Source organism: Massilia sp. Masssp93 (assembly GCF_059491295.1).
On record NZ_CP168502.1, the window covers coordinates 1,058,242 to 1,071,454 of the forward strand.

Consider the following 13,213-nt stretch of genomic DNA (forward strand, 5'->3'; position numbering starts at 1 on the left):
ATGAACAAACCGACCTTTTCGATCGTCACCTGCACCTGGAACAGCGCCGCGACGCTGGCCGACACCCTCGCGTCCGTGCAGCGCCAGACCTGCCAGGACGTCGAGCACATCTTCGTCGACGGCGGCTCCACCGACGGCACGCTGGAGATGATCGCCGCCTACCCGGGCAACAAGCGCGTGCTGCGCGACGTGGGCGGCGGCATCAGCCGCGCGATGAACCAGGGCATCATCGCTGCGACGGGCGAATACGTGGCGCACCTGCACTCCGACGATTATTATGCCGGCGACGACGTGCTGGAAACCGTCGCCGCACGCTTTGCGAGCGAGCGCGTGGACTGGGTGTTCGGCACCGTGCAGGTGCTGAAGGACGGCCAGCTGGTGCCGCCGTACCGGCTGGTGCCGTTCAGCTATCGCGCGTTCGCCGCGGGGCGGGCGTCCGTGCCGCATCCGGCCGTCTTCATCCGCAGGAGCGCGTTCGGCCGCGTGGGCATGTTCGACGAGACGCTCAAGTACGCGATGGACATCGACCTGTGGCTGCGCCTGGGCCGGGTGGCGCGTCCCGCCACCGTCGACCGTCCGCTGACGGTCTTCCGCGACCATGCGGGCAGCGTCTCGTCCGCCAACAAGATCAAGGCGCGCCAGGAAGAGTTCGCGGTGCGCCGCCGCTACATGAAGCAGGCGCCGCTCGCATTCGGCATCTATTGCCTGCGCTACCTGAAACGCATGCGCGCCCTGCGCGCCGAGGCGGCGCATGGGGGCATGCCCGCCGTTGCGCACTGACGAGTGCGGCAGGCGTGCGCCAGTCCGTTATCCGGTAATGCTATCGTAATGTTTGTTCAGAATTAATTTATCAATAAACTTGTCGAAGTTATTCATATGATGGCGATTCGATAAACTTTGTCGAATTGTCCGCACAGTTTTCAAATAGTCTTTTCTGTTAAAAAACGGCTTTTGTTTGCCTGAAAATATTACTGTTATTAAGGGGTTCATTGGGTCGTTGGATTTGTGCGATGCACGAGAAAAATCCCTGATTTGTAAGGGATTTTTTCCGCAATAAAATTTATTTGCGGTACTATTTCTCCTATCGAACAGCGCTCATTTGTGTCAGCCGAGCGTTTCAAAGCAAATCTGGCCCAGGCGTCCTGCCGACAGCTGAACCTCTAGTCGTCCAGTTAATATTTCTCGGAGCATTTACATGAAATTTCATCGGAAGGGCATCATTGCCGTCGCTGCGCTGTCGTCGCTGCTGGTGTCGTTCAGCGCGCATGCCGACTGGGCCCAATCCACCGATCCGCTCGTCGTTCAGCCCGCACCCGCCAACGGCGCGGTGCAGGCGCAGAATCCGCCGGGCTTCGCCTGGGCGCGCCATCCGACCGGCCCGGCCGCCTATGACATCGAGATCACCCCGGTCGGCGGCTCGCCGGTGAAGGCGACGGTCGACCGCAACTGGTACCTGCCGACCAAGGCCCTGGCCCTGGGCAACTACACGTGGCGCGTGCGCCCGTCCGGTTCGAGCGACTGGTCGAGCCCGCGTTCCTTCGCGATCACGAGCAGGTCGACCACGTTCGAAGTGCCCGACAACGCCACGCTGCGTTCGCGCATCCTGGCCAAGGCACGTCCCCGTTCGCTGGGTCCGACCTTCACCGCCTACTCGACCTGGAGCACGTCCAGGAAGAACGAGCTGGACCCGTACGTCAGCCGCCTGATCAACGAAGTCAAGCTGCAGATGACGGCGCTGCCCGACCTGTCGGACGCGCGCTGGCCGGTCGCGATCTCGGCGCCGCTGACGGCGACGATGGCATCGCAGCAGACCGACGTGCGCAACCGCATCAACGAATCGACGCGCCAGCTGGAAGCGGCCGCGCTGCTGTGGCGCCTCAAGAAGGATCCGGTCTACCTGAACGAAGCGCTCAAGCGCGGCGACCAGCTGGCGTCGCTGAATCCGACCGGCCCCACCAGCTACGCCAACCAGGACCAGGCCACGCGCCAGATCGCGCTGGAACTGCTCAAGGGCGCCGACCTGCTGGCGGGCGACCTGGACGCGACCCGCAAGGCCAGATGGCTTGCCGTCGCCAAGGCCCGCGTGACCGAGATGTTCAGCAATATCTCGGGCGATAACGGCCGCCTCGACCAGTACCCGTTCGACTCGCACGGCAACACGCTGATGATCTACATGGCGCTGATCTCGACGCTGGCGCTGGGTGACATCCCCGAAGCGCAGACGTGGTTCGACTTCACGTTCCGTGCCTACGTCAACACCCCGTCGCCGTGGTCGGGTTCGGAAGGCGGCTATGCCAACGGCACCGCCTACGCCGAATATGCGGCCGGCTACATGACGGCCCTGTGGGACCCGATCGTCCAGGCGACCGGCGTGAACATGTACGCCAAGCCGTGGACGCTGGGCTTCCTCGACTTCGCGACCGAATTCACGCCGCCGGGCTCGAAGGTGCATGCCTTCGGCGACGGTTCCGAGACCAAGCCGGACCCGCGCGTGTTCCGCGCGTTTGCGAACCGCATGGTGTCGCCGCGCGCCGCGTGGTATGTGGCCAACCTGCCGGGCATCGAGGATTCGCTGTCGGTCGTGCAGGCGCCGTATCCGATGCCGGTGGCCGGCACCACGTTGAAGGTCCCGCCGTCGAACTCGGCCTACTACCCGAGCACCGGCTGGGTGGCGATGCACAGCGATATCGGCTCGACGAACCGCACCTCGTTCTTCTTCAAGTCCAGCCCGTACGGCTCGTTCAACCACAGCCACGGCGACCAGAACGGCCTGCTGTTGTCGGTGGCCGGCCAGCCGCTGCTGGTCAAGGCCGGCTGGTATGACTGGTACGGTTCGCCGTTGTGGACGGACTGGTATCACCAGACCAAGTCGCAGAACGCGATCACGTTCGACGGCGGCAAGGGCCAGGTGGTCACCGGCTACCGCGAGCAGCTGCAGCACAACGGCCGCATCACCGGCTTCTCGGCCCAGTCGACCTACGACTATGCCGAAGGCGACGCGACCCCGGCCTACGGCGGCCAGTTGACGATGGCGAAGCGCCAGATCTGGTACCTGCACGGCCAGAACGCCATGGTGGTGCGCGACAAGCTGCAGGCGGTGGTGGCGCACACCTACGAGTGGAACATCCACGCGCCGGTGGCGATGACGGTCGAGAGCCCGTCGAGCGTCAAGATCGCGATCAACGGCCAGTCGGTGTGCCTGCGCGACCTGAACGGCAACGCCCCGTTCGCCAAGTGGACCGGTCCGGCGCCCAAGGCCGGCGTGACCGAAGACCACGGCGCGTTCTACCTGAAGAACGACAGCAAGTCGGCGGCCGAGTTCCTCGTGCTGCTGGACGTCGGCTGCAAGCGTCCGGCCACCAAGGTGACGACGTCGGGCACGACGCGCACCCTCACCGTCGGTACGCAGACGGTGAACCTGAACTGAACGCCGGCGTATCGTCCCCGGCAATCGCCAGGCGCCGTGCTACACTCGGCGCGCTGGCGCGACGTCCTCCCCGGGCCCTGCGCCCGCGGAGGATTTTTTTTTCGCTGCGCGACGATGACGACACAGGTGTTCCTGATCCAAGCCCACAAGGACCTGGGCCAGCTCAATGCGCTGGTGGAGCAGTTGCGCGACGACGACTTTCGCGTGTACGTGAACCTTGACCGCAAATGCGCGCTCGATCCGGCCGGCGTCCATCCGTTCGCGCGCCAGGTCAGGAACCGCATCGACGTCCATTGGGGCACGTTCAGCCAGGTGCAGGCCGTGCTCAATTCGCTGGAACAGATCGTGGCCGAGGTGCCCGTGTTCGACAAGGCGGTCTTTTTGAGCGCCCAGGATTTCCCGCTGCTCTCGAACGCCCGTCTCAAGGACGCGCTGGCGCAGCACGCCGGCCACGAACTGCTCGACACGGTCGCCATCGGCCCTGAGCCCGGCCAGTGGGCGGCCGATTACCGCTACCGGTATTTCCATCGCGGCGACGAAACGCCGCTGGCGCGCCTCGCCTGCCGCATCGCCAACCGCGCGCTGCGCGTGACGGGCACCGCCCGCCGCTTGCCCGGCGGGATGCGGCCGTACGGCGGCTCGTCGTGGTGGGCGCTGTCGCAGGCGTGCGTGCAAGACATCCTCGCGCGCGTCGCGCGCGACCCGGGCCTCGTGCGCTTCTTCCGCAACTGCGCGTGTCCGGACGAGATGTTCTTCCAGACCCTCGTGATGAATTCGCCGTTCGCGAGCCGCGTGCTGGGCCAGAACTTCCGCTACGTCCAGTGGCCCGAGCAGGGTGCGCGCAACCCCAAGATACTGGACGAGGGCGACTTCGAGCGCATCGCCGCGTCGCGCGCGCATTTCTGCCGCAAGATCGACAGCCATGCCAGCGCGGGCCTGATGCCCCGCCTGCTGGCGCTGCGCACGGCCTGATTTAAGTTTCACGCAACTGTGCACGCTGCCGGGTAAGTTAGAATCGGCTTCCATTCGTTGTTCATACGACAAGGAATCCATGCCCAGACGCTCCTCGTCCCGTTCCATCCTGTTCGTCGTGCGCGATCCGCTGCCGCCGGTCCGGGCCGACGTGCGGACCCTGTTCGGCACCGAGATGCCGCGCTACGGCGTGGCCACCGAGCTGGTGGGGCAGGGCGGCAGCGGCGACACGGCGCCGTGGCCGGCCGGCGGCATGCACGTCGTCGGTTCGCTGCGCAGCCGTTTCGCCAGCGTGTGCGCCCCCCTGTGGGACCTGCTGGGCCTCGTGCGTGCGCTGCGCCACGGCCGGCCGGACTGCATCCAGGTGCGCGACAAGATCGCCAGCGGGGTGCTCGGCCGCGTGGCCGCCGCGCTGCTGCGCGTGCCGTTCATCTACTGGATGTCGTTCCCCATCGTCGAAGGCTTCGAGGTCCGGCGCGACGACATCGCCCGGCACGGCCGCGGCGTGAAGTGGCTGGGGCATGCGCTGCGCGCGTGGGCGTCGCGCGTGGCCATCTACCGCGTCGTGCTGCCCGGCGCGCGCCACATGTTCGTGCAGAGCGACGCCATGGCCGACTGGCTGGCCGCGAAAGGTTTCGACCGGGCCCGCATGACGGCCGTGCCGATGGGCGTCGACGCCCACCTGTTCGACCGCGCCAACGTGGAGCCGGTCATGGACGCCCGCCTGGACGGGCGCCGCGTCGTCCTCTACCTCGGCCGCATCGCGCGCTCGCGCCGGTCCGACTTCCTGCTCGACGTGGCCGAACTGCTGCGCGCGCGCAATCCCGACGTGCTGCTCGTGATCGCCGGCGACGCCCCGTCCGACGACGAGATGGCGTGGATGCGCCGCGAGATCGCGGCGCGCGGCCTGGACGGCCACGTGCTGCTGACGGGCTGGCTGCCCCAGCGCACGGCGCTCGGCTATGCGGTGCGGGCCGAAGTGGGCCTGTCGCCTATCCCGCGCGGCACGCTGTTCGACGTGTCGTCGCCGACCAAGCTCGTGGAATACCTGGCGCTCGGCATCCCCAGCGTCGCCAACGATATCCCCGACCAGAAACTGGTCATCGACGAGAGCGGGGCCGGCCTGTGCGTACCGATGGAAGCGGGGCCGTTCGCCGACGCCGTGCTGGAATTGTTAAATGACGGCGCCCTTGCTGCCGAGTTCGCGTTACGTGGGCCACCGTACGTAACGAGCCACCGCACGTATGATATTCTGGGTAACAATGTTGCAAAAATTTATAGGAAAATCCTGACGGAGCGGCCGTAAGCATGTCGACGTGGACTTACTCGCTGAAGTGCTCGCTGCGTTCGCTCGTGCGCGACATCGTCCGCAACGTCTGGGGCCGGCGCTTCGTGTATCCCGGTCTCGTCGCCAACGAGCGCTCGCGCGAGGCGCTGGCCGCCTACGTCGCGCGGCGCGCGCGCCGGGTCGGCGTGCCGCTCGACGGCGACGGCACGGCCCTGGCCCGGCTGGCGCCCGGCAGCCCCATGCTGACGAAGGCCGAGGTCCGCCGGCATCCGGATCGCCTGGTGCGGCCGCGCGGCCCCGGTTCCTGGATCCGCACGACGATCAAGACGAGCGGCACGTCCGGCTCGCCGCTGACCATCGTCCAGTCGCTCGGCAACCTCGTGCGCGAGGAAGGCTTCGTCTACCGCCAGCTGCAATGGATCGGCTGGCGCCACGGCCAGCGCCGCGCGTGGATCCGCGGCGACATCGTCTGCCCCGACCACCCCCGCGACGGCCGCTACTGGTGCCGCGACTGGGTCGGCAACATGCTCATGATGTCGTCGTACCATTTGTCGAACGATACGATCGGCCGCTACATCGACGCGCTGGAGCGCTTCGACCCCGTCGTGATCCACGCCTACCCGTCGTCGATCGCGGCGCTGGCCGCCTGGCTGAACGCGGCCGGCCGCACCTATCGCGGACGCGCGCTGCGCGGCGTGATGACGTCGTCCGAGACGCTGGAGCCGGGCGTGCGCGCGGCCGTGGAGCAGGCGTTCGGCGTGCGCGTGTTCGACTGGTATGGCCAGGCCGAGCGCGTGGCCGCCATCGGCACGTGCGAGGAAGGCCGCTACCACGTGCTCACCGACTACAGCGGGGTCGCGCTGCTGGAGGCGGAGGACGGTGCCTGCGAACTGGTCGGCACGTCGCTGAACAACGCCGCGATGCCGCTCGTGCGCTACCGCACGGGCGACACCGTGATCCCGGACGGCGCGGCGTGCCCCTGCGGCCGCGTCTTCCCGACGATCAAGGCCGTGATCGGGCGCCAGGAAAAGATCGTCACCTTGCCGGACGGCCGCATCGTCGCGCGCCTGGACCGCATCTTCCAGGGGCACGACCGGCACCTCGTCGAAGGGCAGGTGCTGTACCGCGGGGCCGGTGAATTCGTGCTGCGGGTCGTCACGGCCGACGGCTTCGGCGATGCGGACGAACGGGCGCTGGTCGACAAATTCCTGCTGCGCGTGCCCGGCGTGAACGTCCGGGTGGAGCGGGTGGCGGCGATTCCGCGCGGGCCGAACGGCAAGTTCGAATTCATCGCGATCGAGAGTTGAAGCGTGCGCACGGCGGGAAAATCATGATGTATTATCGAAATATTGTCCATTTAGTAAGGGCCTCTACCTTGTCACAAGCAGCGCAGCGGGGGACGACGACCTTGGGGGCGGGCGCGTGAAAGCGCCGGCGCCACGGGTCCTGATGGTCGGCACGGCGCTCGACGGCAGGGGCGGGGTGGCGGCGGTGGTCTCCGTGTTGCGCCGGCATGGACTGTTCGAGCGCGAACGCGTGCGCTATGTGGCGACCCACCGCGACGGCACGCCGCTCGTGAAGGCGCGCGGCGCGTTGTCCGGTTTCTGGCAGACGCTCGTCGCCTGCATGGGCGGGCATCCGGCCGTCGTCCACGTGCACGCGGCCTCGCATGCGAGCTTCCTGCGCAAGTCGCTCGTGCTGCTGATCGCGCGCCAAGCTGGCTGCAAGACCATTTTTCATTTGCACGGCGGGGGTTTCCGCACCTTTGCCACGGAGGAATCGGGCACCTTGCTGCGGCGCTGGATCCGCCACACGCTGGAAGCCAGCTCGCTCGTGATCACGCTGTCGGAAGGCTGGTCGCAGTTCGTGCACGCCTTTGCGCCGCGCGCGCGTGTGGCCGTCGTGCCGAATGCCGTGCCGCTGCCGGACCTGCCGGCGCAGGACCAGTCGATGCCCGGCCGCATCCTGTTCCTCGGCCGGCTGGAAGCGGCCAAGGGCGTGTTCGAATTGCTGGAGGCCGGCGCGCGCATCGTGCGCGAGACGACCGGGCCGAGTCCGCTGCGCCTCGTGTTCGGCGGCGAGGGCGATACGCAAGGCCTGCGCCGGCGCGCGGCCGAGCTGGGCATTGCGGAACGGATCGAGCTGCCCGGCTGGGTCGGCCCGGCCGAACGCGACGCCGAACTGCGCAAGGCCACCGTGTTCTGCCTGCCGTCGCACGCGGAAGGGCTGCCGATGTCCATGCTCGAGGCGATGGCGGCGCGCAAGGCCGTCGTGGCGACGGCCGTGGGCGGGATTCCGGAAGCACTACGCGACGGCGAGAATGGCCTCCTGGTCCCGCCGCGCGACGAACAGGCGCTCGCCAGGGCGCTTGCACGACTCCTGGGCGATTGCGCCCTGCGCGACCGGCTGGCGGCACGAGCGCGCGCAACCATCGAACAACAATACTCAACCGAGGTGGTGTGCGGGAAATTGTCCGCGATCTACCGTGAACTGGCGGGGGCGAGATGATGAGCGAAGCGACAGGGATGGTCTGGCTGGTCAACCGTTTGCGTTGCATGTCCGTGGCCGAGGTCGGCTACCGGATCCGCCAGGCGGCCGTCACGCGCGTGGCGAAACGCCTGCGCGCCCGCGCCGCGCCGCCGCTGCCGCGCGCCCGCACCTTCAACCGCCACGGAGCGCTCGCCGTGCCGCCGGCGGAACGCGACGCGCTGCTGGCCGACGCCGACAGCATCTGCGCCGGCCACGTCGTCCTGTTTGCCAACCGGCGCTTCGACGTCGGCATGCCGCCCGTGTGGAACCGCGATCCGGACAGCGGCGTCGTCGGCCCGAGCATCTACGCGGGCGACATCGCGATCACGAACCGCGAACAGGTCGGCGACATCAAGCATGTGTGGGAACTGAACCGCCACCTGCACCTCGTGCGCCTCGCGCAGGCCTGGACCGTGACGAACGATGTCGCCTGGCTGCATGCGCTGCACACCCAGCTGCGCAGCTGGCTCGACCAGTGCCCGCCACTCGTCGGCCCCAACTGGACGAGCTCGCTGGAACTGGGCATCCGCCTCATCAACTGGGGCCTCGTGTGGCAACTGATCGGCGGGGAGGGCAGCGGCCTGTTCGCGGGCGAGGAAGGGCAGCGCCTGCGCGCCGACTGGCTCGATGCGATCCACGCCCACTGCAGCGCGATCGCGCGCCACCTGTCGCGCCATTCGTCGGCCAACAACCACCTGATCGGCGAACTGGCCGGGCTGTATGTGGGCGCATCGATCTGGCCGTGCTGGAAAGCGTCGGGCGCGTGGCTGGAACAGGCCAGGGGCGAGCTGGAACACGAGGCGCAAGCCCAGTTCTCGCGCGACGGCGTCAACCGCGAGCAGGCGTTTGCCTACCACGTGTTTTCCAGCGAATTCCTGTTCGTGGCGGGACTCGTGGGCCAGGCCTGCGACCACCCGTTCTCGCGCGCCTACTGGGCGAGCCTGCAGCGCGCGCTGCGCTTTCTCCGTTCCGTGCGCGACGTGGGCGGCAACGTGCCGATGGTGGGCGACGCCGACGACGGCATCGTGTTCCGCCTGGATGCTCCCGGCGGCGACCGCGCGGGCCAGTTGCTGGCACTGGGCGACGCCGTGCTCCGCCGCATGGAGCCGGCGCACCCCGGCGTGCGCTGGCTGCTGCATGCGCTGCCCGGCAAGCGGCCGGAAGCCGATCCGCACGAGTCGGACACGGGCTGGGCCTTCCCGGACGGCGGTTATCTGCTGTTCGGTTCGCATTTCGGCGAGCCCGACGAGATCAAGGGCATGGTCGACTGCGGTCCGCTGGGCTATCTCGGCATCGCCGCGCACGGCCACGCGGATGCGCTCGCGCTGACGCTGGCCATCGGCGGCGAGGCGTGCCTCGTCGATCCGGGCACGTATTCGTACTGGCAGGAACACAAGTGGCGCGACTACTTCCGCGGCACCTCGGCGCACAACACGGTGCGCATCGACGGACTCGACCAGTCGGTGTCGGGCGGGCGCTTCATGTGGCTGAAAAAGGCGCGGGCAGCCATCGAACGGATGCCGCAGTCGCCGCACGAATTCGACTTCCGCGGCTCGCACGACGGCTACGAACGCCTGGCCGATCCCGTGCGGCATATGCGCGGCGTGCGTTACGATGCTGCCAGTGCGACGCTCACCGTGCGCGACGAGATCGCTGCGAAGAAACATCACCAGGTCGAACTGTTCTGGCATTTCGCGCCCGGCCTGGACGTCCGGCTGAACAGTGCCGGCCTGCACGTGCGCGGCAAGCGCTTCGCGCTGCAGATGCATGCGCACGGCGCGGACCTCAAGCTGGAACTGGTGCGCGGCAACGAAAATCCGCCGCTCGGCTGGTATTCGCGCTGCTACGAACACAGGCAGCCGTGCGACGTTTTAAAGATCAGCACCGTATCGTCCGCCGTCCCGGTCGAGTGCAAGTTTACAATAACGTTTTTCTAACACCGTTTTTCCATAACTAAACCTAGGGATTGTTTCAAATGCTCATTTATCTGGTCGCAGGTGCCCGCCCCAACTTCATGAAGATCGCGCCGATCGTGCGTGCGCTGCAGGCGCGTCCGGATGCGCCGGCGTTCAAGATCATCCACACCGGCCAGCACTACGACCGCGAAATGAACGACGTGTTCTTCGAAGAGCTCGGCATTCCGCAGCCGGACGTGTTCATGGCCGCCGGCGGCGGCAGCCACGCCCAGCAGACGGCCAAGATCATGATCGGCTTCGAGGAACTGTGCACCGCCGCGCGCCCGGACGCCGTGCTCGTCGTGGGCGACGTGAATTCCACGCTGGCCTGCTCGATCGTCGCCAAGAAGCTGAACATCCCCGTCGCCCACGTGGAAGCCGGCCTGCGCAGCTTCGACATGGCGATGCCCGAGGAAATCAACCGCCTCGTCACGGACAGCATCTCCGACTGGTTCTTCGTCACCGAACCGTCGGCCGTGGAGCACCTGCGCCGCGAAGGCAAGAAGGATGACGCGATCCACTACGTCGGCCACGTGATGGTCGACAACGTGCTGTACCAGGCCGACAAGCTCGGCCACGCGGACACGTCCGCGTTCGAGACGAGCGCCTGGAAAGCGGCGCGCGCGCAGGCCGGCCAGCGCTACGGCGTCGTCACCCTGCACCGTCCCAGCAACGTCGACGACGCGGCCACGTTCACGCGCATCGCCGGCGCGCTGAAGGAGATCGCGGTCGACCTGCCGCTGATCTTCCCCGTGCACCCGCGCACCCGCGCCAACCTCGAGAAATTCGGCATCGACCTGGGCCCGAACGTCACGCTGGCCGGTCCGCAGGCCTATATGGCGTTCCTGAACCTGTGGAAGGATGCGGCGGTCGTACTGACGGACAGCGGCGGCCTGCAGGAAGAAACGACGGCGCTGGGCGTGCCGTGCGTAACGATCCGCGAGAACACGGAACGTCCCGTGACCGTGGACGAAGGTTCGAACGTACTGGCCGGCACCGATCCGGCCGCCATCCTGCTCGAGGCGCGCAAGATCCTGCGCGGCGAAGGCAAGCAGGGCCGCCGGCCGCACCTGTGGGACGGCCGCGCGGCCGAACGCATCGTGGACATCCTGACGAAGGAAATCCGCGGGTAACTTTGAGGTAGCAACATGAACGAGCGCATCACGCTGATGGGGTGTTCCATCGACAACCTGACGATGGAAGAGACATTGCAGACGGTCGAGGGCTTCATCCATACAGGACGGCCCCATCAGCACGTCGTCGTCAACGTCGACAAGCTGGTCAAGGCCAGCCGCGATCCGGAACTGCGCCGGATCATCAACGACTGCGCGCTCGTGAATGTCGACGGCATGCCGGTCGTGTGGGCGTCGCGCCTGCTGGGCCGGCCGTTGAAGGAGCGGGTCGCGGGCTGCGACCTGTTCGAGGCGCTGATGCGGCGCGCCGGCGAGAAGGGCTGGCGCGTGTTCCTGCTGGGCGCGAAAGAGGAAGTGGTGAGCAAGGTGGCGTCCACGTACCGGCACAAATACCCGAACCTGGTGCTGGCCGGCCACCGCAATGGTTACTGGAAGGGCGAGGCGGAAGAAGCGGAGGTGGTCGAACAGGTCCGCGCCGCGCGCCCCGATCTGTTGTTCGTGGCGATCAGTTCGCCGAAAAAAGAACAGTTCCTCGGCCGCTGGCAGGCCGAGATGAAGGTCCCGTTCGCGATGGGCGTGGGCGGGACCTTCGACGTGGCGATCGGCCACGTCAAGCGCGCGCCGCTCTGGATGCAAAGGTCCGGGCTGGAATGGTTCTACCGTTTCCTGCAGGAGCCGCGCCGGATGTTCCGCCGTTATTTTATCGAGGACATGGCCTTCATCTGGCTGTTCCTCAAGGAGTTGAAGTTGAAGGGCGCACGATAGCGTCCACGAGGTTGCAGTACACCAAAACACCAGACAGGGATGGCGCCGGTTTCGAACCGGCGCCGACGACATAACGATGCGCGCCGGTCCTTGGAACACGGCGGCAGCAACATTTTTTGAAAGAAGAGTATTCATGAAGATCCTGGTTACTGGCGGCATGGGTTACATCGGTTCGCACACCGTCGTGGAACTGCAGAATGCCGGCCATGACGTGGTCGTGTACGACAACCTGTACAACGCGGTGCGTTCGGTGCAGGACCGTGTGCAGAAGATCACCGGCAAGCCGTTCGAATTCGTCGAAGGCGACATCCGCGACCGCGCGGCCATGGAAGCCGTGTTCGGCGCGCACAAGATCGATGCCGTGATCCACTTCGCCGGCCTGAAGGCGGTCGGCGAATCGGTGGCGCAGCCGCTGCGCTACTACGACAACAACGTGTACGGCAGCGTCGCGTTGTTCGAGACGATGGCCAAGTTCGGCTGCAAGACCCTCGTGTTCTCGTCGTCCGCCACCGTGTATGGCGATCCGGCCTCGGTGCCGATCAAGGAGGATTTCCCGCTGTCGGCCACCAATCCGTATGGCCGCAGCAAGCTGATGATCGAAGACATCCTGCGCGACGTGTTCAAGGCCGAGCCGGACTGGCGCATCGCGCTGCTGCGCTATTTCAACCCGGTCGGCGCCCACGAAAGCGGGCTGATCGGCGAGGAGCCGAACGGCATCCCCAACAACCTGGTGCCCTACATCGCCCAGGTCGCCAACGGCCAGCGCGAAAAGCTGTCCGTGTACGGCGGCGACTATCCGACCCCGGACGGCACCGGCATGCGCGACTACATCCACGTCGTCGACCTGGCGATCGGCCACGTGAAGACCCTCGACAAGCTGGCGAAGGGCGACGGTCTCTACACGTACAACCTCGGCACCGGCAATGGCAACAGCGTTCTGGAAATGGTGCACGCCTTCGAGAAGGCCTGCGGCAAGCCGATCCCGTACCAGATCGTGGACCGTCGCCCTGGCGACATTGCCAAGTGCTACGCCGACCCGACGAAGGCGCGCGAGGAACTCGGATGGACCGCGCAGCGTGACATCGCCCAGATGTGCGCCGATTCCTGGCGCTACCAGACTACCCCAAAATAAACGTATGAGGAC

The 13,213-nt window shown here is 66.7% G+C and carries 10 protein-coding genes; all 10 read left to right on the plus strand.

The window, feature by feature from the left end:
- The 10 genes from ACEN9Q_RS04620 (at position 1) to galE (ending at position 13,201) form a co-directional block, all read left to right on the plus strand.
- Positions 1 to 780 carry a glycosyltransferase family 2 protein gene (locus ACEN9Q_RS04620; RefSeq protein WP_082548240.1) on the plus strand — a complete coding sequence of 260 codons (780 nt, stop codon included), beginning with the start codon at positions 1 to 3 and terminating at the stop codon, positions 778 to 780.
- Positions 781 to 1,195: 415 nt separating this feature from the next.
- A complete protein-coding gene (locus ACEN9Q_RS04625; protein ID WP_056447329.1) occupies positions 1,196 to 3,427 on the plus strand; it encodes a heparinase II/III domain-containing protein in 2,232 nt (743 codons plus the stop codon).
- Positions 3,428 to 3,553: 126 nt separating this feature from the next.
- The gene (locus ACEN9Q_RS04630; RefSeq protein ID WP_495627525.1) at positions 3,554 to 4,399 is read left to right on the plus strand and encodes a beta-1,6-N-acetylglucosaminyltransferase; all 846 of its coding nucleotides are present in this window, start codon (positions 3,554 to 3,556) and stop codon (positions 4,397 to 4,399) included.
- Positions 4,400 to 4,478: 79 nt separating this feature from the next.
- Positions 4,479 to 5,705: a glycosyltransferase gene (locus ACEN9Q_RS04635; protein WP_495627526.1), complete on the plus strand. Its 1,227-nt coding sequence runs from the start codon at positions 4,479 to 4,481 to the stop codon at positions 5,703 to 5,705.
- A 2-nt stretch (positions 5,706 to 5,707) separates the two neighbouring features.
- Positions 5,708 to 6,994 (plus strand): phenylacetate--CoA ligase family protein, encoded by a 1,287-nt coding sequence (locus ACEN9Q_RS04640; protein WP_495627527.1) that lies wholly within the window; start codon positions 5,708 to 5,710, stop codon positions 6,992 to 6,994.
- Between the two features lie 115 nt (positions 6,995 to 7,109).
- Complete coding sequence (locus ACEN9Q_RS04645; RefSeq protein WP_495627528.1) at positions 7,110 to 8,195, plus strand: glycosyltransferase family 4 protein; 1,086 nt, start codon at positions 7,110 to 7,112, stop codon at positions 8,193 to 8,195.
- Positions 8,195 to 10,153, plus strand: a complete 1,959-nt coding sequence (locus ACEN9Q_RS04650) for a heparinase II/III family protein (protein WP_495627529.1) — start codon at positions 8,195 to 8,197, stop codon at positions 10,151 to 10,153. Before ACEN9Q_RS04645 ends, ACEN9Q_RS04650 begins: the two co-directional genes overlap by 1 nt.
- Positions 10,154 to 10,191: 38 nt before the next feature.
- Positions 10,192 to 11,304: a non-hydrolyzing UDP-N-acetylglucosamine 2-epimerase gene (wecB, locus tag ACEN9Q_RS04655; protein WP_056447339.1), complete on the plus strand. Its 1,113-nt coding sequence runs from the start codon at positions 10,192 to 10,194 to the stop codon at positions 11,302 to 11,304.
- 15 nt (positions 11,305 to 11,319) lie between these two features.
- On the plus strand, positions 11,320 to 12,069 hold the full coding sequence (locus ACEN9Q_RS04660) for a WecB/TagA/CpsF family glycosyltransferase (protein WP_495627530.1): 750 nt from the start codon (positions 11,320 to 11,322) through the stop codon (positions 12,067 to 12,069).
- Between the two features lie 133 nt (positions 12,070 to 12,202).
- Positions 12,203 to 13,201 carry a UDP-glucose 4-epimerase GalE gene (galE, locus tag ACEN9Q_RS04665; RefSeq protein WP_495627531.1) on the plus strand — a complete coding sequence of 333 codons (999 nt, stop codon included), beginning with the start codon at positions 12,203 to 12,205 and terminating at the stop codon, positions 13,199 to 13,201.
- The last annotated feature ends 12 nt before the right edge of the window (positions 13,202 to 13,213 follow it).

What these genes read in the sequence shown, in the direction of transcription:
- ACEN9Q_RS04620 (WP_082548240.1), top strand. Translation starts at nt 1, where the DNA reads ATGAACAAACCGACCTTTTCGATCGTCACCTGCACCTGGAACAGCGCC.
- ACEN9Q_RS04625 (WP_056447329.1), top strand. Translation starts at nt 1,196, where the DNA reads ATGAAATTTCATCGGAAGGGCATCATTGCCGTCGCTGCGCTGTCGTCG.
- ACEN9Q_RS04635 (WP_495627526.1), top strand. Translation starts at nt 4,479, where the DNA reads ATGCCCAGACGCTCCTCGTCCCGTTCCATCCTGTTCGTCGTGCGCGAT.
- ACEN9Q_RS04640 (WP_495627527.1), top strand. Translation starts at nt 5,708, where the DNA reads ATGTCGACGTGGACTTACTCGCTGAAGTGCTCGCTGCGTTCGCTCGTG.
- ACEN9Q_RS04650 (WP_495627529.1), top strand. Translation starts at nt 8,195, where the DNA reads ATGAGCGAAGCGACAGGGATGGTCTGGCTGGTCAACCGTTTGCGTTGC.
- wecB (WP_056447339.1), top strand. Translation starts at nt 10,192, where the DNA reads ATGCTCATTTATCTGGTCGCAGGTGCCCGCCCCAACTTCATGAAGATC.
- ACEN9Q_RS04660 (WP_495627530.1), top strand. Translation starts at nt 11,320, where the DNA reads ATGAACGAGCGCATCACGCTGATGGGGTGTTCCATCGACAACCTGACG.
- galE (WP_495627531.1), top strand. Translation starts at nt 12,203, where the DNA reads ATGAAGATCCTGGTTACTGGCGGCATGGGTTACATCGGTTCGCACACC.